Source organism: Leifsonia sp. NPDC056824 (genome assembly GCF_042789575.1).
Classification (GTDB): Bacteria; Actinomycetota; Actinomycetes; order Actinomycetales; family Microbacteriaceae; genus Leifsonia.
The window spans coordinates 1,764,284-1,790,422 of sequence record NZ_JBHUAV010000001.1; the positions used below are offsets into that span (position 1 = coordinate 1,764,284).

Consider the following 26,139-nt stretch of genomic DNA (forward strand, 5'->3'; position numbering starts at 1 on the left):
ACGCCACCCGCACGATGGAGGAATGGCCCCCACCCGTTCGTCTGCGACCGACTCGCGTCCGCTGCCTCCCACCGCCGACCTCCGTCACTGGGAGACGCCGTACGCGGACGCGCTGGAGCGCCACGCCGCCCGGTCGCCGCTCCCGCTGATGGTCCCGGGGCACGGCGGCGACGAGCTCGGCCTCAGCGCACGGCTCGCCGACTTCCTCGGGCCGCGGCCGCTGCAGCTCGACGTCCCGATGCTGGTGGACGACATCGATCTGGGCGAGGACTCGCCGCTGAGCCGGGCCCTGGACCTCGCGGCGCACGCGTGGGGCGCGCGCCGCACCTGGTTCCTGACCGGCGGCGCCTCGCAGGCCAACCGGATCGCGGCGCTGGCCGTGCGGGGGCTCGGCCAGAACATCCTGTCCCAGCGCAGCGCGCACTCCAGCTTCAGCGACGGCGTGCTCTCGGCGGGGCTGGCGCCCTCGTTCGTGCTGCCCTCCCTCGACGCCGGGCACGGGGTCGCGCACGGCGTCTCGCCCGCCTCTCTGGAGGAGGCGCTGACCGCCGCCGCGGGCGCCGGACGCCCGGCCGACGCGGTCTACATCGTGTCGCCCAGCTACTTCGGCTCCGTCGCGGATGTCGCGGGGCTCGCCCGGGTGGCGCACGCGCACGGCGCCCCGCTCATCGTGGACGGCGCCTGGGGGCCGCACTTCGGGTTCCACCCCGACCTCCCCGAGTCGCCCGCCCGGCTCGGCGCGGACCTGGTGGTCTCCAGCACCCACAAACTCGGCGGCTCCCTCACCCAGTCCGCCATGCTGCATCTCGGCCACGGACCGTTCGCCGACGCCCTCGAACCGCTCGTGGAGCGGGCCGTGTCGATCACCGCGTCCACCTCCACGTCGGCGCTGCTGCAGGCCTCCCTCGACATCGCCCGGCACGCGCTCGCGACCGGCGCCGAGCTGATCGGCCGCTCGATCGCGGTCGCCGACGGGTTCCGCGACGCGCTGCGCGCCGACCCGCGCTTCGGCGTGCTCAGCGACGGGTTCGGCGCGTTCGACGACATCGTCGCCGTCGACCCGCTGCGCGTCGCCATTGACGTGTCCGGCACCGGGGTCAGCGGGCACTGGCTGCGCCAGCGGCTCATCGACGCCGACGGGATCTTCTTCGAGATGTCGACGGCGACCACCCTCGTCGCGCTGATCGGCGCGGGCAAGACGCCGGACCTCGCCCGGGCGCACCAGGCGCTCGCCGCGGCGGCCGACTCGGCGGAGGCCGGCGCCGAGCGCGCGGCCGGCGGCGCAGACGAGTTCCCGGCTCTGCCCGAGGTCGGCGCGCTGCGCATCCTGCCCAGGGACGCGTTCTTCGCCGAAACCGAGCTCGTGCCGGCGGCTGAGGCGGTCGGCCGGATCTCCGCCGACACCCTCGCCGCGTACCCGCCCGGCATCCCGAACCTCATCCCCGGTGAGGAGATCACGGAGCAGACCGTCGCGTTCCTGCAGGCGGTCGCGGCGTCCCCGACCGGGTACGTGCGCGGCGCCGTCGACCCCCGCGTCGAGCTGTTCCGCGTGACCGCCGGGGACTGAGCGACGGATTTCGGAAACCCCCACCAATCAAAGGAGACTGGTAGATATGCCCACAATCGCTCAGCAGCTGCTGCGCAGAAAGCCCACGACGCCTCCCGGCGCCGGAGAGGCGCACCTGCGGCGCAGCATCGGCCTCTTCTCGCTGACCATGATCGGCGTCGGCGGGACGCTCGGCACCGGAATCTTCTTCATCCTGTCCCAGGCGGTCCCCGTCGCCGGTCCCGCGGTGATCTGGTCGTTCGTCATCGGCGGCGTCGTCGCCGGGTTGACCGCGCTCTGCTACGCCGAGATGGCAGGCGCCGTCCCGGCCTCCGGATCCACCTACTCGTACGCCTACGCGACGCTCGGTGAGGGCACGGCGATGGCGGTGGGAGCCTGCCTGCTGCTGGAGTACGGCGTCTCCACCGCGGCCGTCGCCGTGGGCTGGTCCCAGTACGTCAACCAGCTGCTGCAGAACCTGCTCGGCTGGCAGCTCCCGGTGCAGCTCTCCCAGGCGCCGGAGCAGGGCGGCATCGTCAACATCCCCGCGGTGATCGTCATCGTGCTGTGCTCGCTGCTGCTCCTGCGCGGGGCGCGCGAGTCCACGATGGTCAACAGCATCATGGTGGTCATCAAGATCGCCGTCGTGCTGTTCTTCTGCGCCGTCGCCTTCACCGGGTGGAACAGCGACCACTTCCACAACTTCGCGCCGGCCGGCTTCGCGGGGATCGTCGGCGGCGCCGGGATCATCTTCTTCTCGTTCGTCGGGCTGGACGCCGTGTCGACAGCGGGCGAGGAGGCCAAGAACCCGAAGCGGAACCTGCCGCTCGCGATCATCTTCGCGCTGGTGATCATCATCGTGCTGTACGTCGCGACCAGTCTCGCCGCTCTCGGCGCGCAGGCTCCGGAGAAGTTCGCGAACCAGGACGCCGGGCTCGCCGCGATCCTGCAGAACATCATCGGCTCCACCTGGCCGGGGACCATCGTCGCGATCGGTGCGATCATCTCCATCTTCTCGGTGACGCTCGTCGTCATCTACGGGCAGACGCGCATCCTGTTCGCCATGTCGCGCGACGGGATGATCCCGAAGGTGTTCGCGAAGGTCAACCCGCGGACGATGACGCCGGTGAAGAACACCGTCATCGTCATGATCGCCACGAGCGTCCTCGCGGCCGTCGTCCCGATCGACTTCCTCGCCGAGATGACGAGCATCGGCACGCTCGTCGCGTTCCTCGTCGTGTCGCTCGGCGTCATCATCCTGCGCGTGCGGGAGCCGGAGCTGGAGCGCGGTTTCCGCCTGCCGCTCGGCTGGACGATCCCGATCCTGTCGATCGCGGGCTGCATCGCGATCATCACCCAGCTGCGCCTCATCACGATCATCGTGTTCCTGATCTGGACGGCCGCCTTCCTGGTCTTCTACTGGTTCTACGGCCGCAAGCACTCCACGCTGCAGACCGGGACCCCGGTCGCCGGCGCGGACGCCCCGTACACGAGCAACTTCGCGCAGCCCAGCAAGACCGAGATCCGGGAGGCCGCCGAGCGCAGGAAGGCCGGCCGGCGATGAGCATCGTCGTCGGCGTCGATCCCGCGCACCGCTCGGCCTCCGCGCTGCACCTGGCCGCGATGCTCGCCCGATCCTCCGGCTCCGACCTGATCGTGGCCGCGATCGTCCCGCCCGCCTGGCCGACGACGGCGGGCGGCGCGGACACGGAGTGGCGCGGCTACACCCGGGACAACGCGGACAGCGCCCTCGACCACGCCGCGGCCGTGCTCGGCGGCTCGGTCGCCGCGGAGTACCTCCTCCACGAGGCTCCCTCGGCCCGCCGCGGCCTCGTGGAGCTCGCCGAGCAGCGCGAGGCCTCGCTGATCGTCGTGGGCTCGGCGACGGACGCGCAGGCGGGGCGGATCGGCCTCGGCTCCGCGAGCGACACCCTGCTGCACGCATCGCCTGTCCCCGTCGCGATCGCGCCCCGCGGGTACCGCACAGAGGAGGGCGCACGCGTCGGCCGGGTGACCGCCGCCTACCGCGGCACGGGTGCGTCGACCGGTCTCGTGTTCGGCGCGGCCGGAGTGGCCGCGTCGGTCGGCGCGGACCTCCGCGTCGCCTCCTTCGCCGTCGTCCCGCGCGATGCGGGCACCTCGGGCGCCGGGCTCGACGCCGAGCAGGCCGTCGCGGACACCTGGGCCGCCGACATCGAGCGGCACGCCGCCGCGCTGGTGCGCCGGGTGTCGGACCTGCCGGACGCTCCGCCGGTCTCCGACGTCGCGGTCGGGAGGGGCGAGACGTGGGAGTCCGCCCTGGCCGACGTCGGCTGGGAGCCCGACGAGGTGCTTGTCGTCGGATCGAGCACGCTCGGCCCGATCGCCCGCGTGTTCCTCGGCTCGCACGCGGCCAAGATCGTCCGCCACGCGCCCGTTCCGGTCATCGTCGTCCCGCACGGCGTCACCGGCCCCGAACGCGGCTGACCTCCCGCGCGACTGACCTCCCGCAGCGCCATCTGATCCGAATCCGACCCAAGGACACCGCCATGCCCCACCCCCTCGTCGACCTCTTCCCGGCCGGTGCGACCGTCGACCCCGACGGAGTCCTCGTGATCGCGGGCTGCCGGGTCGACGACCTCGCGCGCGAGTTCGGCACCCCCGCGATCGTCGTCGACGAGGCGGCGCTGCGGGCCAGGGCGCGCGAATACCGCACCGTCCTCACGTCGCGCCGGCCGAACGCGCGGGTCGTCTTCGCGTCGAAGGCGTTCCCCGCGACCGCCGTGCAGCGGGTCATGGTGGAGGAGGGGATCGGCCTGGACGTCGCGGGCGGCGGCGAGATCCTCAGCGCCCTGCGCGCGGGGGTGGACCCGGCCCTCCTGGTCATGCACGGCAACGCCAAGACGACGGAGGAGCTGCGGATCGCGGTGGAGGCCGGGGTCGGGCTCGTCGTCGTGGACAACGCGGACGACGTCGACCGGCTCGAGCAGCTGGTCGCGCCGGGGAACGTTCAGCGCGTCCTCGTCCGGGTCGTCCCCGACGTCGTCTCGTCCACGCACCCGCACGTCCAGACCGGACAGGTGGGCTCCAAGTTCGGGCTCACCGTCGGCGCGGCACGCCTCCTCATCGCCCGGATCGAGGCGAGCCCGCTGCTCGAGATGCGGGGCGTGCACGCCCACGTCGGCTCGCAGATCATGGACCCGGCAGAGCTCGCCGCCGCCGTCGCACCGCTCGCGGCCCTCGGCGACTTCCCGGTCTACGATCTCGGCGGCGGCCTCGGCGCCCGCTACACGATCGACGACCGGCCCGCGTCCGTCGACGAGTACATCGACGCGCTGCTCGCCGCCGCGGACGAGCACCTGCCGGCCGACGCCGAGCTCATCATCGAGCCCGGCCGCAGCATGGTGAACGCGTCGGCCTTCACCCTCTACACGGTGACGACCGTCAAGCGCGACGCCCGCACCTTCGTCGCCGTCGACGGCGGCATGGGCGACAACCTGGAGGTCGCGCTGTTCGGCCAGCGCTACGAGGCCGTCCTCGCCGGCCGCCTGCACGAGGAGGACGCCGAGGAGGTCGTGGTGGTCGGCCGGCACTGCGAGTCGGGGGACGTGCTCATCGACCCGCTGCGGCTGCCCACCGCCCGGGTCGGCGACCTCCTCGCCGTGCCCGCGACCGGCGCGTACACGCACACGATGGCGAACAACTACAACGGGTACCGCCGTCCGCCGGTGGTCTTCGTGCGCGACGGCGAGGCGCGGGCCGTCATCCGCCGGGAGACGTGGGAGGACCTCTTCGACCGGGACGTCTGAGGACGTTTGATCGATCCGGCTCATCACTGGCAGAGAAAACAGTTGTTGGACTTCCGAATGCCGCCTTCGTAGCGTGGAGGGACGTCCGTCCGGGCGTGCCCCCCATCGCTGTCCAGAAGGGACGACCCGTGCGAACATTCACGTTGCCCGGCACCGAGATCACCGCGCCCAATGTGGTGCTCGGCCTGATGCGCATCCAGGACAAGTCCGACGAGGAGGTGCGCACGCTCGTGCGGACCGCCAGGGACGCCGGCATCACCTTCCTCGACCACGCCGACGTGTACGGCACCCCGCTGCACGGCTGCGAGCGCCGGTTCGCCGAGGCGATGAAGCTGAGCCCCTCGGAGCGCGAGGAGTTCGTCATCCAGTCCAAGGCGGGCATCGTGCCGGACGGGCCGTACTTCGACTTCTCGGCCGAGCACATCCTGGAGTCGGTGAACGGCAGCCTGGAGGCGCTCGGCACCGATTACCTCGACATCCTGCTGCTGCACCGTCCCGACGCCCTGGTCGAGCCGGAGGAGGTCGCGCGCGCCTTCGACGAGCTGGCGTCCTCGGGCAAGGTCCGAGCGTTCGGCGTCTCGAACCACACGCCGGGCCAGATCGACCTGCTCCGCAGGTACGTGACGCAGCCGCTCGTCGCCAACCAGCTGCAGCTCTCGATCACGCACGCGCCGATCATCGCCCAGGGCGTGGCCTCCAACATGCAGGCCCTCGACCAGTCGATCAGCCGCGACTACGGCATCCTCGACTACTGCCGCCTCAACGACATCACGGTTCAGGCCTGGTCGCCGTTCCAGGCGGGCTTCTTCGACGGCCCGTTCCTGGGCTCGGAGCGCTACCCCGAGCTCAACGCGGTCGTGGACCGGCTGGCCGGGGAGTACGGCGTCCCCGCGGAGGCCATCGCGGTCGCGTGGATCACCCGTCACCCGGCGCGGATGCAGGTCGTGCTCGGCACGACGACGCCGTCGCGTGTGGCCGCCGCCGCACTCGGCTCCGAGCTGCCGCTGACGCGGGCGGAATGGTACGAGCTGTACCGGGCGGCGGGGTACCTGGTTCCCTGACTCGCCGCGCCCTAGCTCACCGTGCCGTAGCTCACGGTGCCCTAGCCGACCGCGCGGGGGCGGACCTCGATGACGGTCTTGCCCCTGCGCCGATCGGCCGGGTCGAGCGCGGCGACCGCGTCGGCGAGAGCCGCGACATCGCCGATGTTCGTGCGCAGCCGGCCGTCGCGCACGCGCTGGACGATCTCCACCAGCTGGGAGGGGACCGACTCGACCACGAAATCGACCGACCGGCCGTCCTTCGGCCGCACCCCGGCCAGCCCGGTGACGGTGACCAGGGCCCCGCCCGCGCGGACCAGGCGCGCGGACTGCTCCTGGATCGCGCCGCCGATGACGTCGAAGACGAGGTCGACCTCCCCGACGTCCTCGAGGCTGTCGTGGGCGAGGTCGACGAACTCGTGCGCGCCGAAGTCGAGCGCCTTCTCGCGGTCGGCGGAGCGCCCGGTGCCGATGACGTGGGCGCCGGCCTCCCGGGCGAGCTGCGTCACCATCGTGCCGACCGCCCCGGCGGCGCCGTGCGCGAGGACCGTCTGGCCCGACGCCAGCCGGCCGTGGTCGAACAGCCCCTGCCAGGCGGTGAGCCCGGAGATGGGGAGGCTGGCGCCGACCGTGAAGTCGACGTCGCCGGGAAGCGGCGCGAGGTTGCGGGACTCGACGGCGACGTACTCGGCCAACGTGCCGTCGCGGTGCCAGTCCGCGATCCCGAACACCCGCTGCCCGATGGTGAGGCCCGTCGTGCCGTAGCCGAGCGCGGTGACCACACCGGCCAGCTCGTGCCCGAGGATCGCCGGCGACCTATCCCGGCCGGCGCGATCGGTCCAGGTCGACGACCAGCCGACCTCGGTCGGGACGTACCCGGCCGCGTGGACCGCGACGATCACGTCGTTGATCGCCGGCGTCGGCTCCGGCACGTCCGCCAGCCGGATTCCCGCTGTTCCCTGGGTCTTGTCGTCGACGACGATCGCCTTCATGGGACCACCCTGCCACGCGCGGTCACCGCCCCGCCAGGGAGCCTCCGATCCCGCCCACACTGAAGTAGCGGTTGAGCACGGCGAAGACGATGATCGGCGGGATCATCATCACCACCGCGACGCTCATCACCGGCCCCCAGTCGGTCTGGTTCTGCTGGAAGAAGGTCTGCAGGCCGATCGGCAGGGTGTAGTTCTGGTCCGATCGCAGGAAGATGACGGCCACGAGGTAGTCGTTCCAGGCCAGCAGGAAGGCGAAGATCGCCGTCGAGAGCACGCCGGGCAGCGAGTTGCGCAGCACCACCCGCGTGAAGCTGCCGAACACGGAGCAGCCGTCCATCCAGGCCGCCTCCTCCAGGCTGATCGGGATCGAGTCGAAGTAGGCCGCCATCATCCAGATGGCGACGGACAGCGTCCCGCCCACGTACAGGATCACGACACCGCCCAGGGTGTCCACCAGCCCGATGTTCGCGAACAGGATGAACAGCGGGATGACCGCGGTCACCACCGGCAGCGACTGGATCACGAACAGCGTCAGCGAGAAGCCGGCCACCAGCCTCCCCCGCCCCCGCGAGAGCACGTACCCGGCCGGCGCCGCGATGACCACCGCGACGACCACCGTCGCGAGCGTGACGACGAGGCTGTTGGCCACCCAGACGCCGAGGTCGGTCGAGGTGATGACGGCGACGTAGTTGTCGAAGGTCACGCCGGTCGCGGAGCTGCCGAGTCCCGGCTGCAGCGAGAGCAGCACGACGGCCGCGAGCGGCACGAGCACGAGGGCGGTGACGACCGCGAGGAGGCTGAACCGCCACCACCGGCCGCGGTCGCCCTCCGCCCGGGGCCGCCGGACAGCCGCCGGTGCGGTCTGCTGAGCCACAGCCGTCATTCGATGGCCGCCTTTCTGATCTGCCGGTAGAGGGTGACGCTGACGATGACGAGCACGATCGTCATCAGGAAGGCGATCGCGACACCGGGGCCGGTCTGGAAGTTCTGGAACACCGTCGTGTACGCGAGCACGACCAGGGTCTGCGTGGAGTTCACCGGGCCGCCGCCGGTGAGCAGGAAGATCGTCGGGAAGTCGTTCACGCAGAAGATCGTCATCAGGATCCAGGAGATGAAGGTGGACCGGGCGATCATCGGCAGCGTGATGAACCGGAAGGTCTTCCAGCGGGTGGCGCCGTCCACGCGCGACGCCTCGTAGACGTTCGTGTCGACCGACGCGAGCGCGGAGGACATCATCATCATCATGAACGGGAAGCTGACCCAGACCTTGAAGACGCAGACCGTGACCTGCGCGAGCAGCGGGTCGGCTAGGAAGAGCACGTCCCCGAACCCGAGCGCCTTCGCCAGCATCGGCAGCGGGCTCTGCGGTGTGGCGACCAGCCAGTTCCACGATGTGGAGGAGACCACGATCGGCACGACCCAGGGGAGCAGCAGCAGGACCTTCAGGATGCCGTTCGCCGGCACACGGGTCCGCAGCAGTAGCGCCAGCCCGAGTCCGATCGCCCAGCTCCCGAAGACCCCGACGACCGTGAAGACGACCGTGAACCAGGCCGCGTGCCAGAACTCCGGGGAGGTCAGCACGGTCACGTAGTTCTGCAGGCCGACGAACGTGCCGGCGTCGACCAGATCCCCGTTGCGCAGGGACTGCTGGCCGGCGTACAGCACCGGGTACAGGTTGAGCAGCAGGAGCAGCAGGACGGCCGGGGTCGCGAACAGGACGAGGGTGAGCGCGCTCGAGCTCAGCCGACCGGGCGGCCGCGTGCCCGGCCGACCCCTGCCCGCGACCGCGACGCCGCGGCGCGCGCGCCGGACCGACTCCAGTGTCGTTGGGGTGGCCATGGTCTACTTCTGCTGGGAGGTCAGGGTCTTCTGCAGCGTCTGCAGGGACTCCTTGGGGGTGGCCTTCTGCGACAGGACGCTCTGCGCCCAGGTCGTCATCGCCGGGGTGCTGTCGACCAGGGTCACGTCGGCGAACAGCGCGTCGCCGCCCGGCGCCGCCCAGGTCTTGCAGATGGGCTGCCACTTCTCGATCATGGCGACCGCATTGGGGTCGGACCGGAACTCCTTCGTCGCCGCGATCGACTTCAGCACGGGCAGGCCGATCCCGGTGTTCTCGGTCCAGAGCGGCGCCATGTTCTTGTAGTAGTAGGTCAGGAACGCCTCGGAGCCCTTCTGGCTGGGCGTGTGCTTGTACATCATGATGTTGTTCGGGAAGGAGAGCGCGCCCTTGCCGCCGCGTGCGCCGGTAAGCGGGTCGCTGACGGCCATGTCCTGCACGAGCGAGCCGCCGAGCACCTGCGCGAGACCGGGGCTCTCGAAGCCCATGCCGAACGTGCCGGCCTTCCACTGGGTCTGTGCGTTGGTCGTGGAGTAGCTGACGCTCCCCGGGTCCATGTAGCCCTTGCGAACCATCTCGACCACGAACTCCAGCGCCTCGATGTTGGCCGGGGTCACGCAGTCCGGCTTCTGGTCGGCGTTGAACAGGCCGCCGCCGTTGTTGATGAGCAGGCCGGTCAGGACTTGGAAGCCGTTGCCCTGCGCGCCGGACGCGATCCCGAAGCCGTAGACGCCGATCTTCTTGAGCGCTGCGCAGACGTCCAGGTAGGACTGCCAGTCGGTCGGCGCCTCGACTCCCGCCTTCTCCAGGAGCGACTTGCGGTACCAGAGCACGCGCATGTCGAGGTTGTACGGCACCGCGACGTAGCCCTTGCTCGTCTTCATCGTGTCCAGGACGCCCGGCAGGAAGTCGTCCAGCATGCCGTTGGACTTCCAGGAGTCGAACAGGGCGTCCGCGTACGCGATGTAGTTCTTCTCGGCGAACTGGAACGCCTGCGTGCCACTGCCGCTGCTGACCGCCGGGCCGGTGTTCGACGCGATCGCCGAGGCGAAGGTCGTCGTGAAGTTGGACCACTGCACCGCCTGGTACCCGGCCGCGGGCAGCCCGCTCGCCGGCTTGTAGGCCAGCGAGATCTTCTTGTCCAGCGGCGAGAAGGCCGTGCCTCCCCACGGCATGTTCCAGAACTTGACGGTCGAGGACGCGGTGCCGCCCGGCGAGCTGCAGGCGGCGAGCGCGGCGAGGACGGCGAGTCCTCCGGTGCCGGCGAGTAGTCCTCGCCGGGAGACGGTTCCCGAGAGCAGGCCGTTCGTCATGCGTGTCTTCTCCTCCATCGGCCGGAGCGTTTCCGGCGGCTTTCTTCGTCGAACACCTGGAGAGGTGGACCGCCGCAACCGATGATTTGCGCAAATTCGCACTGGTGATTGGGGCGATTTGGTCATGTTTTCAGCAAAGCAGCGGGAGCGCAAGACATCCGATTTACGAAAGTTTGCGCAAGCATCGGCGCCCTGGATATGCTGCGGTCATGGGTGACGAGGGTCTCAGGCGCGAACGGCCGACCCTGTCCGACGTCGCGGGGATGGCCGGCACGAGCGTCCCCACGGTGTCGAAAGTGCTCCGCGGAGGGACCGATGTGTCACCGGCGACGCGCGACCGGGTGATGGCGGCGGTGCACGCCGTCGGGTACGCGCGAGCGTCGCGGGCGACCACGCCGCGGGCGAGCGCTGCGGAGCCCGACGCCTCGGCGATGATCGACCTTGTGGTCGACCACGTCCACGGAACGTGGGCGAACGGCGTCCTCACCGGCGTCGAGGCCGCCGCGACCGCGGCCAACGTCGACGTGGTGATCACGATCGCCCGGCCGGACGGCAACTGGGTGTCCCGCCTCCTTCGCCGTCCCTCGCGCGGCGCGGTCGTGGTGCTGGTCGATCCGGCCCCAGGGCAGTTCGCCGCGCTGGAGGCCGCGCGCATCCCCGTCGTGCTGGTCACGCCGATGAGCGAGCCGGCCGCTCCCGCGATGCGCGTCGGCGTCACGAACTGGGACGGCGGGCGCGCAGCGGCCGAGCACCTGCTCGGGCTCGGCCACCAGCGGTTCGCGGTCGTCGGAGGCAGCAGGATGCATCTCTACAGCCGGGCCAGGATCGACGGGTTCCGGTCCGCGCTCGAGGTCGGTGGCGGAGCGGAGCCGACGGTCGTGCACGGCGATTGGGACCGTGCGCGCGCCGCGGAGGCCATCGCCCCGATCCTCCGGCGCCCTGACCGCCCGACCGCGGTGTTCGCCTGCTCCGACCTCATGGCGATGGGGGTCTACGACGCTGCGAAAGCAGCCGGCCTCCGCATCCCCGACGACCTCAGCGTGGTCGGATTCGACGATGTGCCGGAGGCGAGCTGGGGGACACCCCCGCTCACGACGATCCGCCAACCGATCTCCGAGATGGGCGAGGTCGCGGTGCGCCTGCTGCTCGCCGCGTCCGATCAGGGTGCTGCTCCCGAGGCGGCGGACCTGCCGCGGGTGGATCTGTCCACGAGCCTGGTCGTCCGCGCCTCCACGGCGCGGCCCGTAGCCTGACTCTTTCCGTTTCCCATGAGCTTCCTGGGGCTACCCACCAGAGTTGAGGAATGCTAACTTTTTGGGCGTCTTGGGGATTGCGACGGGCAACAGAGATCTGGAGTGGACTCGGATGAAAACACTGAACATCGCCGTGCGCGCAGGGATGCCCGCACTGCTCATCGCAGCGCTCGTCGCCGCGGGCGCCACGTCGGCGCAGGCCTCGACGCACACCGCGGCGAAGCCCCCCGTCGGGACCGTGCAGGTCGTCGTGTCAGGACTGGACAACCCGCGTGGGCTGACGTTCGGCACGGGAGGCCGGCTCTTCATCGCCGAGGCCGGGCACGGTGGCCCGCTGGCGATCGGCGGCGGACCGGAGGGCGCGCTCTTCGGCGGCCTCACCGGACGACTCGGCGTCTGGGCGAACGGCACGCTGACGCACCCGATCACGGGCCTGTTCTCGGCTGCGGATCAGTCCGGGACGGGGGCCGAAGGCCTGGTCTCGGTGGACGCCCAGGGGAGGTGGCTGACGGGACAGTTCGCCGAGAACACGTCGCCGATCCCGCCTGTCCCGCCGGGGAACCCCATCATCGACGCCGCGCGGGCCTCGCTCGGGCGGACGGTCCTGCTCGACCCGTCGTCCGGCTCCTGGTCGTCGGTCGCCTCGACCGGTGATGCCGACTTCGCCTGGTCGGCCGCGCACACGAACCTGAACCCGCAGTTCCCCGACGCCAACCCGAACACCGTGCTCACGGTCGGCAGCGCCCGCTACGTCGCAGACGCAGGGACGAACATCCTGGCTCGCGTCGACAAGAACGCTGCGGTCACGACCGTGGCCTACTTGGACGTGCCGTCCGGGTCGGTCACCGACGCCGTCGCCACCTGCGTCGCGCAGGCGCCGGACGGCTCCTTCTATGTGACCGAGCTGCTCGGCGGGACGTTCGCACCGGGAGGCGCCCGCGTCTGGCAGGTGTGGCCGAACGGTCACGCGGTCGTGAAGTGGACCGGCTTCAGCACCATCCAGGGCTGCGGTTTCGACGGATCCGGGAACTTCTATGTGACGGAGTTCCAGGTCAACGGCCTGAACCCGAGCCCCTCGGGCAACCCGGCCGGCGACGTCGTGCGGATCAGCCCGAGCGGGCAGCGCACGACCTTCGGCGCCGGACACCTGTTCTTCCCGTCCGGGTTCGCGTTCCGCGGCGGCAACGTCTACGTGTCCAACTGGTCGATCATGCCCTCCAACGGACCGAACGGCCTCAGCGGCCAGCTGGTCCGCATCAACGTCGGGGGGTGAGCTCTGAGGGAATGAGCCGGGGGCGGATGCCTCCCGTCCGCCGCGGCGGGAGGCGTCCAGGCTCCGCGGTCTTCCGACCCGACCGGGGGAGCCTAGAGTGAGGGGCGTATGCCTGACTTCCCTCCCGCCTCCCTGTCCGTCGAGCCCGAACCCGTCGTCGTCACGCATGACTCCGGTTCGGGCGCCCCACGGTTCGCCCGCGACGGCATCGTGCAGCGGAAGGGGATGTTCACGCTGGTCTCCGGCCCCTTCACGCCGCGCGAGTCGATGATCGAAGACCTGCTCGCGGTCGGGGACGCCTTGGACTCGGCCGGGCTGGAGTTCCTGCTGGTCCGCGGCGACGACAACCGGCCGATCATCGCGATCGACCGCCGCCGCCGGAAGGAGACGGCTGCCGCGCTGGCGGCCGCCTTCGCGGACGAGCCGTTCTACGTCCGCAGCGTCGACCAGGAGGACGACGACCTGCTCGTCGCGGACGGCCGGCTCTCCCGCCGCAAGGCGGACGTCCTGCGCCTGTACCGGCCTCGGGTGGAGCCGATCGGGCGGCTGCGCTACGGCGCCGACACCGCGTTCCAGCTGGAGTTCTGGCGGTTCGGCGACGACGAGATCACGGCTCCGCGCCCGAACGCGATCATGCGGCCGCGTCTGCCCCGCAGCGAGGCCGTGGAGGCGGAGGTGGAGCGGTACGGCCGCCGCTGGCGCACCCTCCAGCAGATGTTCGATCCGCTGGCGAGCGACGTGGCTTTCGACATCGACATCGTGTTCTCGTGGGTGGACGGCTCCGACGCCGAGTATCAGCGCCAGCGCGCCGCGCGGATGGAGTCGTACGTCGTCGGAGAAGGCGACGACAACGAGGCGCGGTACCGGCAGATCGACGAGCTCAAGTACGCGCTGCGCAGCGTCCACATGTTCGCGCCGTGGATCCGGAACATCTACATCGCGACCGACTCGCCCGTGCCGCCGTGGCTCGACGCCGAGCACCCGAACATCCACATCATGCGCAGCGAGGACTTCTTCCCCGACACCTCCGGGCTGCCGACCCACAACTCCCACGCCGTCGAGAGTCAGCTGCATCACATCCCGGGGCTGGCCGAGCACTTCCTGTACTCCAACGACGACATGTTCATCGGCCGCCCGCTCTCGCCGGACATCTTCTTCTCACCCGGCGGGGTGACGAAGTTCGTGGAGGCGGGCACCCGCATCGGGCTCGGCGAGACCGACCCGGCCCGCAGCGGTTTCGAGAACGCGGCCCGCGTCAACCGGCGGCTGCTGTGGGAGCGGTTCGGCCGCGTGACCACCCGCCATCTCGAGCACTGCGCCGCCCCGCTGCGGATCAGCGTGCTGCAGGAGATGGAGCGGGAGTTCGCGGAGGACTTCCGTCGCACCGCGGCCAGCCCGTTCCGCTCGGCGACGGACATCTCGGTCACCAACTCGCTGTACCACTACTACGGGCTGATGACCGGTCGCGCGGTCACCCAGACCCAGGCGAAGGTGCTCTACATCGAGACCACGCTGCGGCAGGCGCCGGACATGATGCGCCGGCTCCTGAAGAAGCGCGACCAGGACATGTTCTGCCTCAACGACGGCTCACACCCGGAGATCGAGCCGGCCGAGCGCCTGCGGGTCGTGACGGACTTCCTGGAGCGGTACTTCCCGTTCAGCGCACCGTGGGAGCGACCAGGGGAGTAGTGCTCGTCGACGATCCGCGCCCGGTCAGTGGAGGATCGGGATGGGCGTGGTCGGCGGCTGCTCGCGCACCGGCGACCGGCGCACGGGCCCGAGGATCCGGATGCCGTCGGCGGCCAGGCGCCGCGCCGACTCCTCCGCGTCGATGTAGTCTAGCGCCGGGTACTGGCCGAGCGGGACGACCGAGTGCAGCACGGTGTCCGGGTAGACGTGCACCAGGTTGAAGGCGCGGGCGCCGTCGCGACCCCGCGTGCCGCCGACCGGGACGTTGAGGTCCTGCGTGTAGCAGCTCGCTGAGGCGACGGAGACCGGGATGCCGGCGAACAGGGCCGTCGACGAGTAGTGCAGGTGCCCGGCGATGATCGAGCGCACGTCGCTCCCCTCCAGCACCTCGCGGAGCTGCCACTGGTTGCGGAGCTCGACCGAGACGGCCAGGTCGAGCACGCTCGGCACGGGCGGGTGATGCATCGCCAGGATGGTGCCTTCGGGCGCGGGCGACGCGAGCTCGGCGGCCAGCCAGTCGAGTTGCGACTCGCTCACGTCGCCGTAGTGGTGGCCCGGCACGGTGGAGTCGAGCGCGATGATCCGCAGGCCGCCGATCCAGTGCACGTCATCGACGGGCGCCGTACCGCCCTGCTCGTCGCGCAGGGTGCGCCGGAAGGCGGCGCGCTCGTCGTGGTTGCCCATCACCCAGACGACGTGCGCGCCCATCCGCGCGGCGACGGGCTCGACCAGCGCGCGCAGCCGCGCGTAGGCGTCGGGCTGGCCGCGGTCGGCCAGGTCCCCGGTGAACACGATCGCCTCCGGGCGGCCTCCCGACCCCTCGACCTCCTGGAGTAGAGCCCGGAGATGCTCCTCGCTGTCGACGCTCCCGTACAGGCGCTCACCACCGGCGAGCAGGTGCGTGTCGCTGATGTGGAGCAGGAAGTGGTCCGGCCGCGGGTACTCCGCGATTCGCGTCTTCACGCCGCTATCGAACCACCCCGGACTGAACGCCCCGTGAACATTCCGGGCGTGGCCCCGATGAGAGTTCGTGCAGGCCGCCGGCGCCAGGAGCTACGGATTCGCCGGATGGTGGTCCACCGTGATCCAGATCGGTGGATGGGGGCGCCGGCGCTCGCGGTACAGCCGCAGGGCGAAGGGCGCCCAGAGGATGATCCCGACCCCCACCCCGACCAGCATGCCCCCGACGGTGTCCAGGATCCAGTGCGCGCCGAGATAGGTGCGGCTGAGCATCATCAGCAGCGTGTAGATCAGACCCGCTATCCAGACCCACCGGCGCCAGAAGATGATCGCGAGCGTCGTCGCGATCAGGGCCGCGGTCGCGCTGTGCCCGGATGGGAACGAGCCGAAGTCGGGTTGGACGAGGATCGCCGTCGGCCGCGGGCGTCCGACGAGGGTCTTGATGACGGTCACGATCACGCCGCTCGTCACGGCGGCGATCACGTAGTACAGGGCCGCCCAGGGGCGGCGCCAGAGCAGGAGGCCGCCGATGATCGTGAGCGGCACATAGACGATCGAGCTGATGCCGCCGCCCACCTGATCGAGGACGAGCGCCGGGACCGTCCAGCTCGGCGCCCGCACCGTGACCATCGCGTTCATCCACGCGAGCTCGAAGGGGAACGGCTTGTCGGCCTGCCGGTAGAAGATCACCGTCGCGAGCAGGATGACGAAGACGAGCGCCGCCGCCCCGGAGACGACCCACCACAGCCGGGCGATCTTGACCTCGGCGGGGGCGTCGCTGGCGACGACCTCCTCGATCGCGTTCACGGGCTCGTTGCCCGACCCGTGCTGGTCGTCGCTCATGGCGATTCCGGCCTGGACGACCGCACCCGGACGGTCCGCCAAGTGTCCACGGCGATCACACCGCCGATCACCACCAGTGAGAGCGACATCGAGGCGAGCACATCGGTCGGCCAGTGGTACCCCAGGTAGACCCGGCAGGCGGCCGTCGCGAGTGCCAGGGCGAACGCGACGACGAGCGCGATCACCGTGTGCACCGGGTTACGGCGACGCGAGAAGACCAGGTAGGTCGTGATCAGGAGGAAATCGGTCGCGCCCATCACATGCCCTGACGGGAACGACGACGTGTGGTCCACACCGATCAGCATGGAGCTGACGGGCGGCCGGTGCCGGCCGATGGTCGGAGCGAGGATCTGGACGGTGGCGAGGCCGACGGCCATGCCCCCGGCGAGCAGGAGCGGTCGCCACGCGTGCCGTGCCGCGAAGCCCCACCACACCACGGTGATGAGGACGACGATCGGCAGCACGATCGGACCGAAGACCGTGGCGACGACCGCCATCACGACCGTCAGCGTGGGTGCCCGCATGCCCTCCAGCCACGCCTGGATCGGCCGGTCGATCGCCGACAGCCCGTCGCTCTCGCGGACCGAGTCGAGGACCACGAGGAAGCAGACCAGCCCGACCACCAGGAGGACGGCCGAGACGATGTACAGGTTCCGCCGCGAGGAGGCCGGCACGACCCGCTCCTCGACGAGGAACTTCTCGTGCCACCGTTGCCGCGCCCCCTCGCGTCGATCGCTAAGCGCTGAGGTCATCGGAGGCTCGATCCGGCACGTACTTGTACAGTTCGCGCAGTGGCCGCACGTAGTCGTCGGCCGCCGGTCGCTCGGGGAGTTTCAGCTTCTTCGGCTCGATCGTCTCGTACGGGATCTGCGAGAGGAGGTGGCTGATGACGTTCAGGCGGGCCGACTTCTTGTCGTCGCTCTCCACCGTCCACCAGGGCGCCTCGGGGATGTCGGTGGCCTTGAACATGTCGTCCTTGGCCTGCGAGTACTCCTCCCAGTGCGTGATCGAGTGGAGGTCCGTCTCGGAGAGCTTCCAGCGGCGCATCGGGTCCTTCAGCCGCTTCTCGAACCGTTTCTGCTGCTCATCGTCGGAGACCGAGAACCAGTACTTGAAGAGCATGAGGCCGTCCTCCACGAGCAACCGCTCGAGCGCAGGGGCCTGGCCGAGGAAGGTCTCGTATTGTTCCGGCGTGCAGTAGCCGAGCACATGCTCGACACCGGCGCGGTTGTACCAGGACCGGTCCATCAGCACGATCTCGCCGGCCGCCGGGAGCCGCTCGATGTAGCGCTGGAAGTACCACTGGCTCTTCTCGCGCTCAGTGGGGACGCCCAACGCGACGACCCGCGCGGACCGCGGATTGAGGCGCTGGATGATCCGCTTGATCGCGCCGCCCTTGCCCGCCGCGTCCCGTCCTTCGAAGATGACGAGCACGCGTGCCCCGGTCGCGACGACCCACTGCTGCATGGCCACCAGCTCGATCTGAAGCCGCTCCAGCTCCGCTTCGTACGCCGCCTTGGTGGGTCCGTCGCCCTTCGATTTCTTCTTCTTCGGGGTGCTCATCTATCGCCTTCGGTTCGCATGACCGACCGAGCATACGGCGCAGGCGAAGACATTTCCCCGGGGTTGAAAGTCTCGTGCATCGTGCTACTCGTGTGTCAACCCCACGCCGGGGGCGCGTCGGAGGACTATCACTGAGCTAGCAGATGTGGATGTTTCGTCCCGAGAAACGGAAAGAGGCTGCGATGACCAGCGCGAAGGCGGGGGGCGCCGAGGCGGGCAAGGCGGACGTGCGCAAGGCGGTCCGCGTCGCCGGCGACAGCAAACTGCTCGAGATCCCCGCTCGAGTGGGGTTCGCCGCGAGCGGTGTGATCCAGATCCTCCTGGGCGGGCTGGCGATCCAGTTCGGGGCGACGCACGTCGGCGAAGCCGACCAGACCGGCGCTCTCGAAGAGGTGACCAAGCTCCCGGGCGGGTTCATCGTCCTGTGGATCAGTGCGATCGGCCTGTTCGCGCTGGCGCTCTGGCTGCTGACGGAGGCGATCCTGGTGAGGGGTGGATCGGGCGCCGCCTGGTCGCGGCGGCTGCAGCAGCTGAGCAAGGCGGTGGCCTACGCGGTGTTCGGCTTCACTGCCGTGGCGTTCGCCCAAGGGCACCCGACCCACGCGAGCGATTCGACACGTCAGCTGAGCACGGGGATCCTGTCGACCCCCGGCGGCCAGCTGCTGCTCGGAGTGGTCGGACTGGTGGTCTGCGGGGTCGGCGTCTACTTCGTCGTGAAGGGGGTCCGGCGCCGCTTCCGCCGTGACATCCGGCTGCCGCACGGCAACGCGGGACGAGGTGTCACGATCCTCGGGGTGGTCGGCTACCTTGCGAAAGGCGTCGTGGTGGGGGCGGCGGGCGCAGCCTTCATCCTCGCCGCGATCCGTGTCCAGCCCGCGAACGCGACCGGGCTCACCGGTGGGCTCGACACGCTCGTGCAGCTCCCGTTCGGCGGCCTCATCATCGTGGTGCTCGGCGTCGGGCTGATCGCGTCCGGCGTGTACAACGTCGCGCGGGCGTGGCTGGCGCGGTTCTGAGCAGCCACAGATCCTGAGCGCCGGTTATCGGCGGCGGAGAAGGAAGCGCAACGTGGCGATCACCGTGAGGCCGCCGAGGCCGATCATCACCCACGGCAGGTAGGGCGCGAATCCGTGCGCCATGGAGGTCGCGACGCAGCGACCCGCATTCACCGTGCCGGCCTCGACCTGGCAATCGACGGTGGACTGCGAGAGAACCCAGATACAACAGCCGATCACGAACGCTGTGAGCAGCCAGAGCTTCACGAGGTCCCCGCCGGTCGCGCGCCGTTTCGACATGGGAGTGAGACTACGGTCAGGTGGTCACCCACATGCAGCCCCAGTAGGGGGCGCGAGACAAGCTCACGGTGTCATCATCGTCGGAGTCCACCGTGCATGAGCGACATCGTCTCCGCGCAGCCCGCGTCGCGCGGGCCGGTCTCGAGGAAGTCCCCGATCCGGGATCGTGCCCTGATGTCACCTACCCGCGCGGAAGCAGGGGCGCCAACATCTCCAGCACGAGCTGGGCGGAGGTGTTGAAACGGTCGGCCGGGTCGTGCTCGAGCTCGCTGAGCTGGAGGCCGAGCACGCGCTCGCCGGCGAGCGTGCGAGCCGTCGCCACCACGGCGTCGATGGTCAGGCCGTTCGCGACCTGGAAGTCGGTGAGGACGATGCCCGGCTGCAGTACGTCGGCGGAGAAGTGCACGAACACCTCCCGGCCGGCGATCGTCGCCGCCAGCTCCTCCTGCATCCGCGGCCCGGTCGGGATGTTGCGGATCGGCGAGTTGGCGATGACGTTCCGCTCGGCCTGGTCGAGGTCGCGGGCGCCGAGCAGCACCACGTTCGACAGGGCCAGCTCGCCGCCGTGTCCGGACTTCCACAGGCCGGTCGCGCCGCCGAGCGCCATCCCGCTGAGGTCGCCGGTGCGGGTGGTCGCGGGGGTGTGCAGGCAGGGGTGGGCGCCCATCCACACGATCGCGGCGTCCGGGTGGGCCCGGGCGACGGCGGGGAGGGTGGCGAGGGCGGCCGCGTTCCGGGTCAGACAGAAGGCGCTGAACGACGAGGACCGCAGGGAGTGCTCCGTCGTCTCCGCCAGCGCGTCCAGCTCCGCCTCGGCCTCGTGGAGGGCGGCACGCCAGCCGAGGGTCTGCCCGTGCTCTGTGCCTTCGCCGATCACGCCGACCTTCGCCTCCAGCCGCCGGGCCAGCGTCTTCGCGAGGTCGATGGTGGCGCGCCTGGCGCGGTCGTTGTGGCCGGACACACCGTCGACGAACGCCGTGACGGTCGGTCGGGCGGGGTGCGCCCGGCGGGACTCGTTCGGCGCCTCTGCGAGAGGGTTCGCCGGATCCTGGTCGACCACGGTGCTCATATTTCCAGACGCCCTTCGGGTGAAGCGTGTTGGTGCGGGTGAGCACACGATAGCAACTATTAGTTGCTCGGTAGCAAGCACATCTGGACTGAGTCGGAAAATCCCCCTCGGACGGGGCGCAGCCAGCCATCTTTTCCGGAGTTGTGTACGCCGCGCACCGGCGTGTTGCGTGCACAACTCCGGAACTGTTGGTCAGGGGGCTGCGTGGGGGCCGCTCGAGGCGCGCACGGTGAGGTGGGTGGGCAGGGTGGCGCTGCGGCGCATCTCGCGCTCGTCGTGGGCGTTGAGGCGGCTGACCAGGATGTCGACTGCGGTGCGGCCGGCGCGCTCGGTGGGCTGGGTGAGGGTCGTCAGCGGCGGGTTGCAGAAGTCCGCGCCGAAGATGTCGTCGCAGCCCACGACGCTCATGTCCTGCGGCACCCGCACGCCGCGCTCGGCGAGCGGCCGCAGCATGCCGATCGCGATCAGGTCGTTGAAGGCGATGCAGGCGGTGACGCCGGCCGCGATGGCGGCGTCGGCCGCCGCGACGCCGGGGTCGTAGCTCGGGAGGAACGGGCCGAGCCGCCGCATCGAGATCCCGTGGCCGGCCGCGGCGCGGGCGAGCGTGCGCCAGCGGGTCTCGTTCGCCCACGACGCGTCCGGCCCGGCGAGGTAGGCGATGTCGCGGTGGCCGAGCGACACCAGGTGCGTCAGCGCCTGCTGGAAACCGGTCGGCGTGTCGATGAAGACGTTGGGGACGCCGCGGGTCTGGCGATTGATCGCGATCAGCGGCAGCTCCTCCGACAGCGCCGTCAGGCGGCGGTCCGTCAGCCGGGAGGCCGCCAGGATGGCGCCGTCGAACGAGCTGCGGAGCTTGCGGAGGATGTCGTCCTCCAGCTCGTCCGACTCTTCCGTGTCCACGAGGATCTGCTGGTAGCCGGCTGCTTTGAGCTGGTGCTGGGTGCCGCGGACGATCCCGAAATAGAACGGGTTGGTCACGTCGGACACCAGGACCGCGATCGCACGGGGGCGGCCGGCGGGCAGCGGCCGCACGCGCGTCCGCGACACGTAGCCGAGCTCCGCCGCTGCGCGTTCGATGCGCCCCCGGGTGGCGTCGTTCACCCGGCGCGGCTCCGACAGGGCGCGCGAGACCGTGGATGTCGCGACGCCGCTCAGGGCGGCGATGTCCGCGAGCGTCGGGGTGCGACGCGGGCCCGTGGGGGAATCCATGCCGACCACGACAACACGCATGGCAAACTGATAGCAACACGATGCAACGAAATTGCATGCGGAACCGCACAGAATGCGCTGCGCAGATGTGCGGGCGGCGTCAGCAGGCGGCCACCGGCCCCGTCGACCCGCGGATCACCAGGTGCGTCGGCAGCACCACCCCCGAGCGCGTGACCGGGCTCCCGGCGCGGAGTTGGCCGAGCAGCATGTCCGTCGCCATCCGGCCCGCCTGCTCGATCGGGGAGGACAGCGTCGTGAGCGGCGGGTTGCAGAAGTCCGCGCCGAAGATGTCGTCGCAGCCCACGACGCTGAGCTGGCCCGGCACGTCGATGCCGCGCTCGCGCAGCCGCATCAGCACGCCGATCGCCAGCAGGTCGTTGAAGGCGATCGCCGCCGTCGCGCCGGAGTTGACCAGGGCGTCGGCGGCCGCCGCGCCCGAGCTCTTGCTCGGGTGGTGCGGCCCGTGCCTGCGCACGCTCATCCCGAGCGCCTTCCCGGTCTCCTGCAGCAGCTCCCAGCGGTGGCTGTCCGACCAGGACGCGGTCGGCCCGGCGAGGTAGACGATGTCGCGGTGGCCCAGGGAGTACAGGTGCTCCGCGGCCTGTTGGACGCCGTTCGGGGTGTCGATCATGACGGACGGGACCCCGGGACTGTCGCGGTTGATGGTCACGAGCGGGACGCGCTCCGCGGCCTCCGCGAGCTGCTCGTCGGAGAGACGCGTGGCGGCGAGGATGAAGCCGGCGGCCGAGTGGCCGAAGGTGTCCAGGTAGCCGGACTCGAAGTCCGTCACCTCCTCGGTGTCGACCAGCAGGAGCGTGTAGCCCGCGGCGCGGAGCTGCTGCTGCGTGCTCCGGATCAGGCCGAAGAAGAACGGGTTCGTGATGTCCGGGATGAGCAGCGCGACGGCGCGCGGGCCGGACTGCGGGTCGGGAGCGGCCGGGGCCGTGTAGCCGAGCTGGTTGGCGGCCGCCTCGATGCGGTGCCTGGTGCGCGGGCTGACCCGCTCCGGCTGCGAGAGCGCGCGGGAGACGGTGGAGGTCGCGACGCCGCTGAGGGCGGCGATGTCCGCGAGGGTCGGCGCACGCCTGCCGTGCGCACCCGCTGGCAACTTTTGCATTTCTTGCCTTCCGTTGTGCAACGAGATTAGCGTCAACGCGTCCTCCTGGCTCGCACCGCCGGAGATTCCGATTGAACTCAATGAGGAGCAACGTGAAGAAATCGACAATCCGCCTGCTGGGGGCGGCCGCCGTCATCTCGGTCGCCGCACTCGGGCTCACCGCCTGCGGTGGCAGCGGAAGCAGCAGCACGTCGACCGGCTCGGCCGTCGACGGCAAGGGCAAGACCCTCGACGTCCTCGTCGGGGCCAACGCGCAGCACGCCGACGCCCTCCGCGCCTGGCAGGCCAAGATCGCCGCCGCGCTCAAGAAGCAGACCGGCGCCGACATCAAGTTCGAGACGTTCGCCTCTGCGAACGACGAGCTCACCAAGATCCAGACCTCGGTCGTCTCCGGCCAGGGCCCCGACGTCTACACGATCGGCACCACCTTCACGCCGACCGCCTACTCCACCGGCGCCTTCGTCAAGCTCGACAGCGCGATGTGGGACAAGGTCGGCGGCAAGAGCCGCTTCGTCCCGGCCTCCCTCGGCATCTCCGGGCCGGACTCGAAGAACCAGATCGGCGTCCCGTTCGCCAGCCGCCCCTACGTGCTCGCGTACAACACCGACATGTTCAAGGCCGCGGGCCTGACCAAGCCGGCGTCGACCTGGGACGGCCTCCTCGCGCAGGCCAAGAAGCTCACCGGCAACGGCGTGTACGGCTTCTCGACCGGCTACGCCGACGGCTACACCCCGTGGAAGTACGCCTGGACCTTCGCCAACGACTACGGCACGCCGCTGGTCTCCGGCAAGAAGGCGAACCTCGACAGCCCGGCCGTGAAGAAGGGCATGCAGGCCTACTTCGGCTGGCTGAACAAGGACAAGGTCGTCAACCCCGCCGCCGCCGGCTGGAAGGACACCGACGCCGCGGCGAACTTCGCCTCGGGCAAGTCGGCCATGATGCTGATGACCACCGCCTCCGTGGCCAACACCTTGAACGCGTCGCCGGTCAAGGGCCACTACGCCTTCGCCGTGATGCCGACCGTCCCTCCGGGTGAGACCACCGCGCCGAGCCACTCCATCCCGTCGACCTCGATCATCTCGGGCGACAACGTGGTCATCGCGTCGTACTCGAAGAACCAGGACCTCGCGGCCGCCTACGTCAAGCTCATCACGAGCGAGGACTTCCAGCTCTACTACCACCAGAACTTCGGCGACCTCCCGACCAACGCGGCCGCGGCCACGAAGATCGAATCGGCCGACAAGACGCTGGCACCGATCCTCGACTCCGGGGCGCACGCCAAGAGCACGCCGTTCACCGGCGCGTGGGGCGACATCCAGCTCGCGCTGACCAACGTCGTCGTCCAGGCCCGGCCGCAGCTCGCCGGCTCCGGCGTCTCGGACAGCTGGCTCTCGTCCGCGCTCGCCAAGGCGCAGCAGGACGCGCAGTCCTCACTCGATCGGGCATCGGCCGGCAAATGACGCTCGCGGTGAGGAAAGCGACGGCGCCCGCCCGACGGAGGTCCCTCACGAAGCAGGGGAGGCCGCTCTGGATGCTCGCACCCGGCGGCCTCCTGATCGGCCTGATCATCGTCATCCCGCTCATCCTGGGCGTCTACATCGCCCTGCTCGAGCTGGACCAGTACACGATCCGGTCGTGGATCTCCGCTCCGTTCGTCGGGCTGCAGAACATCGTGGAGGCGTTCACCAAGACCGACCTCCTGCACGCGTTCGGCAACACGGTCGGGTTCGCGGTGATCTCGACCCTCATCTCGGTCCCGATCGGCGTGTTCGCGGCCCTCGCGACGCAGAACCGGTATCGCGGCCGCGGCGTGGTGCGCTCGCTGTTCCTGATCCCGTACGTCCTCCCGGCGTTCGTGGTGGGAACGTTCTGGCGCACCATGCTGCAGCCCGACGGCATCGTCAACAAGGCGCTGGAGGGCGCGGGGATGCCGGCCGTGCAGTGGCTGAACGGCCCGGCCAGCTACTGGGTGCTGATCCTGGTGGAGGTGTGGTCCGCGTGGCCGTTCATCTACCTGATGGCGCTCTCCGGCCTCCAGTCGGTCGACCACGAGGTCCACGAGGCCTCGGCGCTCGACGGCGCGCTCTGGTGGGCGAAGCTGCGCTACGTGATCTTCCCCTACCTGCGCGGCCCCGTCGCGCTGGCCTGCCTGATCGCGACGCTGCACCACATGAACAACTTCTCGCTGGCGTTCCTGCTGTTCGGCGTCCCTGCGCCGTTCGACGTGCAGGTGCTGCCCACGCTCGTGTACAGCATGAGCTTCACGAGCCTGCGGTTCGGGATGGGCGCCGCCATGGCGCTGATCTCGCTGCTGCTCATCGCCATCCCGCTGTTCTTCTACCTGCGCGCGGTCAGACTCGACACGGGCGCGGATTCCGGAGGCCGCAAATGACCGTCCCCGCAACCGACGTCGAGCGCGAGCCGCTTCTCGAAGCCGTCCCGTCCCTCGCCGCCGCATCCAAGCCGCGCACGTCCAAGGGCAAGCCGGAGCGCCGCGTCGCCGAGGTGACCCGCCTGCTGCCGACGCCCGTCCTGGTGATCGGCACCTGCGTCATCCTCGCCGTCATCGCCGTCCCCCTGCTCTACATCGTGTTCGCGTCGATGAACTCCGACGTGGAGGTCGCGCGCGGCGCGTACTTCCCGACCCAGTTCACGCTCGCGAACTACACGAAGATCTGGGACACCCTCCCGCTGGCGAACGGGCTGTTCAACAGCATCACCATCGCCGGATTGGTCGCCGTGGTGGCCTCCGCGCTCGGCATCGTCACCGCCTACGTGCTCGTGCGCTTCGAGTTCCTCGGCCGGCTGACGATCCTCCGCGGGCTGATCGGCCTGCAGAGCGTGCCGGGCACCCTGCTGCTCCTGCCGGTCTTCGTGGTGTTCGCCTCGGCGGGCAACTACCTCGGCATCACGGTCATCGGCACGAGCTGGGGGCTGTTCCTGGCCTACCTGACCTTCGCGCTGCCGTTCGCGACGTGGGTGCTGGTCACCTACCTGCGCGGGCTGCCGCGCGAGCTGGAGGAGGCCGCGCGCATCGACGGCGCCTCCGCGGTCGGGGTGCTCGTGCGGATCATCGTGCCGCTGAGCTGGCCCGGGCTGGTCGTCTCCGGCGTCTTCTCGTTCCTGCTCGGCTGGAACGACGTCCTCTTCGCGTCGGTGCTCACCCGCCCCGACACCCAGACCGCCGCGGTGGTGCTGCAGATCTTCGGCGCCTCCGCGGAAGGCGGGTCCCTTCCCCTCTACGGACAGATGATGGCCGCCTCGCTCGTCTGCGCGGTCCCCGTCGTCGTGCTCTACCTCGTCTTCCAGCGGTTCCTCGTCGGAGGTCTCACCGCCGGAAGCGTCAAGTAAC

At 70.2% G+C, this 26,139-nt stretch carries 24 protein-coding genes; 12 read left to right on the plus strand and 12 right to left on the minus strand.

All coding sequences use genetic code 11. The annotated features are described in order from the left end of the window. Nucleotides 1-22 precede the first annotated feature (22 nt). The 5 genes from ACFRFH_RS08935 to ACFRFH_RS08955 all read left to right on the plus strand — a co-directional run bounded on the left by ACFRFH_RS08935 (nucleotide 23) and on the right by ACFRFH_RS08955 (nucleotide 6,395). A complete protein-coding gene (locus ACFRFH_RS08935) occupies nucleotides 23-1,567 on the plus strand; it encodes an aminotransferase class I/II-fold pyridoxal phosphate-dependent enzyme (protein WP_382462622.1) in 1,545 nt (514 codons plus the stop codon). 46 nt (nucleotides 1,568-1,613) lie between these two features. Continuing rightward, entirely contained in the window at nucleotides 1,614-3,110 is a 1,497-nt protein-coding gene (locus ACFRFH_RS08940; protein WP_382462623.1) for an amino acid permease, read from the plus strand. Continuing rightward, nucleotides 3,107-4,012, plus strand: coding sequence for a universal stress protein (locus tag ACFRFH_RS08945; protein ID WP_382462624.1), 906 nt, complete (start codon nucleotides 3,107-3,109; stop codon nucleotides 4,010-4,012). Before ACFRFH_RS08940 ends, ACFRFH_RS08945 begins: the two co-directional genes overlap by 4 nt. 62 nt (nucleotides 4,013-4,074) lie before the next feature. Next, nucleotides 4,075-5,334, plus strand: a complete 1,260-nt coding sequence (gene lysA, locus ACFRFH_RS08950) for a diaminopimelate decarboxylase (RefSeq protein WP_382462625.1) — start codon at nucleotides 4,075-4,077, stop codon at nucleotides 5,332-5,334. Between the two features lie 128 nt (nucleotides 5,335-5,462). Beyond that, nucleotides 5,463-6,395: an aldo/keto reductase family oxidoreductase gene (locus ACFRFH_RS08955; RefSeq protein WP_382462626.1), complete on the plus strand. Its 933-nt coding sequence runs from the start codon at nucleotides 5,463-5,465 to the stop codon at nucleotides 6,393-6,395. A gap of 41 nt (nucleotides 6,396-6,436) precedes the next feature. On the opposite strand, the gene ACFRFH_RS08960 is transcribed toward ACFRFH_RS08955, so the two are convergent. The 4 genes from ACFRFH_RS08960 to ACFRFH_RS08975 are packed head-to-tail and all read right to left on the minus strand — an operon-like array spanning nucleotide 6,437 to nucleotide 10,534. Further along, complete coding sequence (locus ACFRFH_RS08960) at nucleotides 6,437-7,366, minus strand: NADP-dependent oxidoreductase (protein ID WP_382462627.1); 930 nt, start codon at nucleotides 7,364-7,366, stop codon at nucleotides 6,437-6,439. 22 nt (nucleotides 7,367-7,388) lie between these two features. Further along, nucleotides 7,389-8,240, minus strand: coding sequence for a carbohydrate ABC transporter permease (locus ACFRFH_RS08965; RefSeq protein ID WP_382462628.1), 852 nt, complete (start codon nucleotides 8,238-8,240; stop codon nucleotides 7,389-7,391). A gap of 5 nt (nucleotides 8,241-8,245) precedes the next feature. Continuing rightward, nucleotides 8,246-9,205, minus strand: a complete 960-nt coding sequence (locus ACFRFH_RS08970) for a carbohydrate ABC transporter permease (RefSeq protein ID WP_382462629.1) — start codon at nucleotides 9,203-9,205, stop codon at nucleotides 8,246-8,248. Nucleotides 9,206-9,208: 3 nt separating this feature from the next. After that, nucleotides 9,209-10,534 carry an ABC transporter substrate-binding protein gene (locus tag ACFRFH_RS08975; RefSeq protein WP_382462630.1) on the minus strand — a complete coding sequence of 442 codons (1,326 nt, stop codon included), beginning with the start codon at nucleotides 10,532-10,534 and terminating at the stop codon, nucleotides 9,209-9,211. A gap of 191 nt (nucleotides 10,535-10,725) precedes the next feature. On the opposite strand from ACFRFH_RS08975, the gene ACFRFH_RS08980 reads away from it, so the two are divergent. The 3 genes from ACFRFH_RS08980 (at nucleotide 10,726) to ACFRFH_RS08990 (ending at nucleotide 14,731) form a co-directional block, all read left to right on the plus strand. Further along, a complete protein-coding gene (locus ACFRFH_RS08980; RefSeq protein WP_382462631.1) occupies nucleotides 10,726-11,769 on the plus strand; it encodes a LacI family DNA-binding transcriptional regulator in 1,044 nt (347 codons plus the stop codon). A gap of 112 nt (nucleotides 11,770-11,881) precedes the next feature. Then, on the plus strand, nucleotides 11,882-13,042 hold the full coding sequence (locus tag ACFRFH_RS08985; protein WP_382462632.1) for a ScyD/ScyE family protein: 1,161 nt from the start codon (nucleotides 11,882-11,884) through the stop codon (nucleotides 13,040-13,042). A gap of 108 nt (nucleotides 13,043-13,150) precedes the next feature. Continuing rightward, nucleotides 13,151-14,731 carry a stealth family protein gene (locus ACFRFH_RS08990; RefSeq protein WP_382462633.1) on the plus strand — a complete coding sequence of 527 codons (1,581 nt, stop codon included), beginning with the start codon at nucleotides 13,151-13,153 and terminating at the stop codon, nucleotides 14,729-14,731. 24 nt (nucleotides 14,732-14,755) lie between these two features. Here ACFRFH_RS08990 and ACFRFH_RS08995 read toward each other — a convergent pair whose 3' ends face one another. The 4 genes from ACFRFH_RS08995 to ppk2 form a co-directional block, all read right to left on the minus strand. Then, nucleotides 14,756-15,694 carry a phosphodiesterase gene (locus tag ACFRFH_RS08995; RefSeq protein WP_382462634.1) on the minus strand — a complete coding sequence of 313 codons (939 nt, stop codon included), beginning with the start codon at nucleotides 15,692-15,694 and terminating at the stop codon, nucleotides 14,756-14,758. A 90-nt stretch (nucleotides 15,695-15,784) separates the two neighbouring features. After that, the gene (locus tag ACFRFH_RS09000) at nucleotides 15,785-16,534 is read right to left on the minus strand and encodes a phosphatase PAP2 family protein (protein ID WP_382462635.1); all 750 of its coding nucleotides are present in this window, start codon (nucleotides 16,532-16,534) and stop codon (nucleotides 15,785-15,787) included. Next, nucleotides 16,531-17,286 carry a phosphatase PAP2 family protein gene (locus tag ACFRFH_RS09005; RefSeq protein WP_382462636.1) on the minus strand — a complete coding sequence of 252 codons (756 nt, stop codon included), beginning with the start codon at nucleotides 17,284-17,286 and terminating at the stop codon, nucleotides 16,531-16,533. Before ACFRFH_RS09005 ends, ACFRFH_RS09000 begins: the two co-directional genes overlap by 4 nt. Further along, nucleotides 17,270-18,097 (minus strand): polyphosphate kinase 2, encoded by an 828-nt coding sequence (gene ppk2, locus ACFRFH_RS09010; protein ID WP_382462637.1) that lies wholly within the window; start codon nucleotides 18,095-18,097, stop codon nucleotides 17,270-17,272. The genes ACFRFH_RS09005 and ppk2 overlap by 17 nt, the downstream gene beginning before the upstream one ends. 182 nt (nucleotides 18,098-18,279) lie before the next feature. On the opposite strand from ppk2, the gene ACFRFH_RS09015 reads away from it, so the two are divergent. Continuing rightward, nucleotides 18,280-19,113 (plus strand): DUF1206 domain-containing protein, encoded by an 834-nt coding sequence (locus ACFRFH_RS09015; protein WP_382462638.1) that lies wholly within the window; start codon nucleotides 18,280-18,282, stop codon nucleotides 19,111-19,113. A gap of 24 nt (nucleotides 19,114-19,137) precedes the next feature. Here the strand turns inward: ACFRFH_RS09015 and ACFRFH_RS09020 are convergent, their stop codons facing one another. The 4 genes from ACFRFH_RS09020 to ACFRFH_RS09035 form a co-directional block, all read right to left on the minus strand. Then, nucleotides 19,138-19,392, minus strand: a complete 255-nt coding sequence (locus ACFRFH_RS09020; RefSeq protein ID WP_382462639.1) for a hypothetical protein — start codon at nucleotides 19,390-19,392, stop codon at nucleotides 19,138-19,140. 181 nt (nucleotides 19,393-19,573) lie between these two features. Then, entirely contained in the window at nucleotides 19,574-20,461 is an 888-nt protein-coding gene (locus ACFRFH_RS09025; RefSeq protein WP_382462640.1) for an arginase family protein, read from the minus strand. A 192-nt stretch (nucleotides 20,462-20,653) separates the two neighbouring features. Continuing rightward, the gene (locus tag ACFRFH_RS09030; RefSeq protein ID WP_382462641.1) at nucleotides 20,654-21,670 is read right to left on the minus strand and encodes a LacI family DNA-binding transcriptional regulator; all 1,017 of its coding nucleotides are present in this window, start codon (nucleotides 21,668-21,670) and stop codon (nucleotides 20,654-20,656) included. Nucleotides 21,671-21,770: 100 nt separating this feature from the next. Further along, the gene (locus ACFRFH_RS09035; RefSeq protein WP_382462642.1) at nucleotides 21,771-22,787 is read right to left on the minus strand and encodes a LacI family DNA-binding transcriptional regulator; all 1,017 of its coding nucleotides are present in this window, start codon (nucleotides 22,785-22,787) and stop codon (nucleotides 21,771-21,773) included. An 80-nt stretch (nucleotides 22,788-22,867) separates the two neighbouring features. On the opposite strand from ACFRFH_RS09035, the gene ACFRFH_RS09040 reads away from it, so the two are divergent. Genes ACFRFH_RS09040 through ACFRFH_RS09050 form a run of 3 tightly spaced genes read left to right on the plus strand, consistent with a single transcriptional unit; the run spans nucleotide 22,868 to nucleotide 26,138 of the window. After that, on the plus strand, nucleotides 22,868-24,247 hold the full coding sequence (locus ACFRFH_RS09040; protein ID WP_382462643.1) for an ABC transporter substrate-binding protein: 1,380 nt from the start codon (nucleotides 22,868-22,870) through the stop codon (nucleotides 24,245-24,247). Then, nucleotides 24,244-25,179, plus strand: coding sequence for a carbohydrate ABC transporter permease (locus tag ACFRFH_RS09045; protein WP_382462644.1), 936 nt, complete (start codon nucleotides 24,244-24,246; stop codon nucleotides 25,177-25,179). Before ACFRFH_RS09040 ends, ACFRFH_RS09045 begins: the two co-directional genes overlap by 4 nt. Continuing rightward, nucleotides 25,176-26,138 carry a carbohydrate ABC transporter permease gene (locus ACFRFH_RS09050; RefSeq protein ID WP_382462645.1) on the plus strand — a complete coding sequence of 321 codons (963 nt, stop codon included), beginning with the start codon at nucleotides 25,176-25,178 and terminating at the stop codon, nucleotides 26,136-26,138. Before ACFRFH_RS09045 ends, ACFRFH_RS09050 begins: the two co-directional genes overlap by 4 nt. The last annotated feature ends 1 nt before the right edge of the window (nucleotide 26,139 follow it).

Excerpts from the sequence above, each read along its gene's own strand:
- ppk2 (WP_382462637.1), bottom strand. The coding sequence starts at position 18,097 with ATGAGCACCCCGAAGAAGAAGAAATCGAAGGGCGACGGACCCACCAAG.
- ACFRFH_RS09015 (WP_382462638.1), top strand. The coding sequence starts at position 18,280 with ATGACCAGCGCGAAGGCGGGGGGCGCCGAGGCGGGCAAGGCGGACGTG.
- ACFRFH_RS08980 (WP_382462631.1), top strand. The coding sequence starts at position 10,726 with ATGGGTGACGAGGGTCTCAGGCGCGAACGGCCGACCCTGTCCGACGTC.
- ACFRFH_RS09000 (WP_382462635.1), bottom strand. The coding sequence starts at position 16,534 with ATGAGCGACGACCAGCACGGGTCGGGCAACGAGCCCGTGAACGCGATC.
- ACFRFH_RS09030 (WP_382462641.1), bottom strand. The coding sequence starts at position 21,670 with ATGGATTCCCCCACGGGCCCGCGTCGCACCCCGACGCTCGCGGACATC.
- lysA (WP_382462625.1), top strand. The coding sequence starts at position 4,075 with ATGCCCCACCCCCTCGTCGACCTCTTCCCGGCCGGTGCGACCGTCGAC.
- ACFRFH_RS09005 (WP_382462636.1), bottom strand. The coding sequence starts at position 17,286 with ATGACCTCAGCGCTTAGCGATCGACGCGAGGGGGCGCGGCAACGGTGG.
- ACFRFH_RS08945 (WP_382462624.1), top strand. The coding sequence starts at position 3,107 with ATGAGCATCGTCGTCGGCGTCGATCCCGCGCACCGCTCGGCCTCCGCG.
- ACFRFH_RS09045 (WP_382462644.1), top strand. The coding sequence starts at position 24,244 with ATGACGCTCGCGGTGAGGAAAGCGACGGCGCCCGCCCGACGGAGGTCC.
- ACFRFH_RS08960 (WP_382462627.1), bottom strand. The coding sequence starts at position 7,366 with ATGAAGGCGATCGTCGTCGACGACAAGACCCAGGGAACAGCGGGAATC.
- ACFRFH_RS08970 (WP_382462629.1), bottom strand. The coding sequence starts at position 9,205 with ATGGCCACCCCAACGACACTGGAGTCGGTCCGGCGCGCGCGCCGCGGC.
- ACFRFH_RS08940 (WP_382462623.1), top strand. The coding sequence starts at position 1,614 with ATGCCCACAATCGCTCAGCAGCTGCTGCGCAGAAAGCCCACGACGCCT.
- ACFRFH_RS09035 (WP_382462642.1), bottom strand. The coding sequence starts at position 22,787 with ATGCAAAAGTTGCCAGCGGGTGCGCACGGCAGGCGTGCGCCGACCCTC.
- ACFRFH_RS08990 (WP_382462633.1), top strand. The coding sequence starts at position 13,151 with ATGCCTGACTTCCCTCCCGCCTCCCTGTCCGTCGAGCCCGAACCCGTC.
- ACFRFH_RS08975 (WP_382462630.1), bottom strand. The coding sequence starts at position 10,534 with ATGGAGGAGAAGACACGCATGACGAACGGCCTGCTCTCGGGAACCGTC.
- ACFRFH_RS09050 (WP_382462645.1), top strand. The coding sequence starts at position 25,176 with ATGACCGTCCCCGCAACCGACGTCGAGCGCGAGCCGCTTCTCGAAGCC.
- ACFRFH_RS09040 (WP_382462643.1), top strand. The coding sequence starts at position 22,868 with ATGAGGAGCAACGTGAAGAAATCGACAATCCGCCTGCTGGGGGCGGCC.
- ACFRFH_RS09025 (WP_382462640.1), bottom strand. The coding sequence starts at position 20,461 with ATGAGCACCGTGGTCGACCAGGATCCGGCGAACCCTCTCGCAGAGGCG.
- ACFRFH_RS08985 (WP_382462632.1), top strand. The coding sequence starts at position 11,882 with ATGAAAACACTGAACATCGCCGTGCGCGCAGGGATGCCCGCACTGCTC.
- ACFRFH_RS09020 (WP_382462639.1), bottom strand. The coding sequence starts at position 19,392 with ATGTCGAAACGGCGCGCGACCGGCGGGGACCTCGTGAAGCTCTGGCTG.
- ACFRFH_RS08935 (WP_382462622.1), top strand. The coding sequence starts at position 23 with ATGGCCCCCACCCGTTCGTCTGCGACCGACTCGCGTCCGCTGCCTCCC.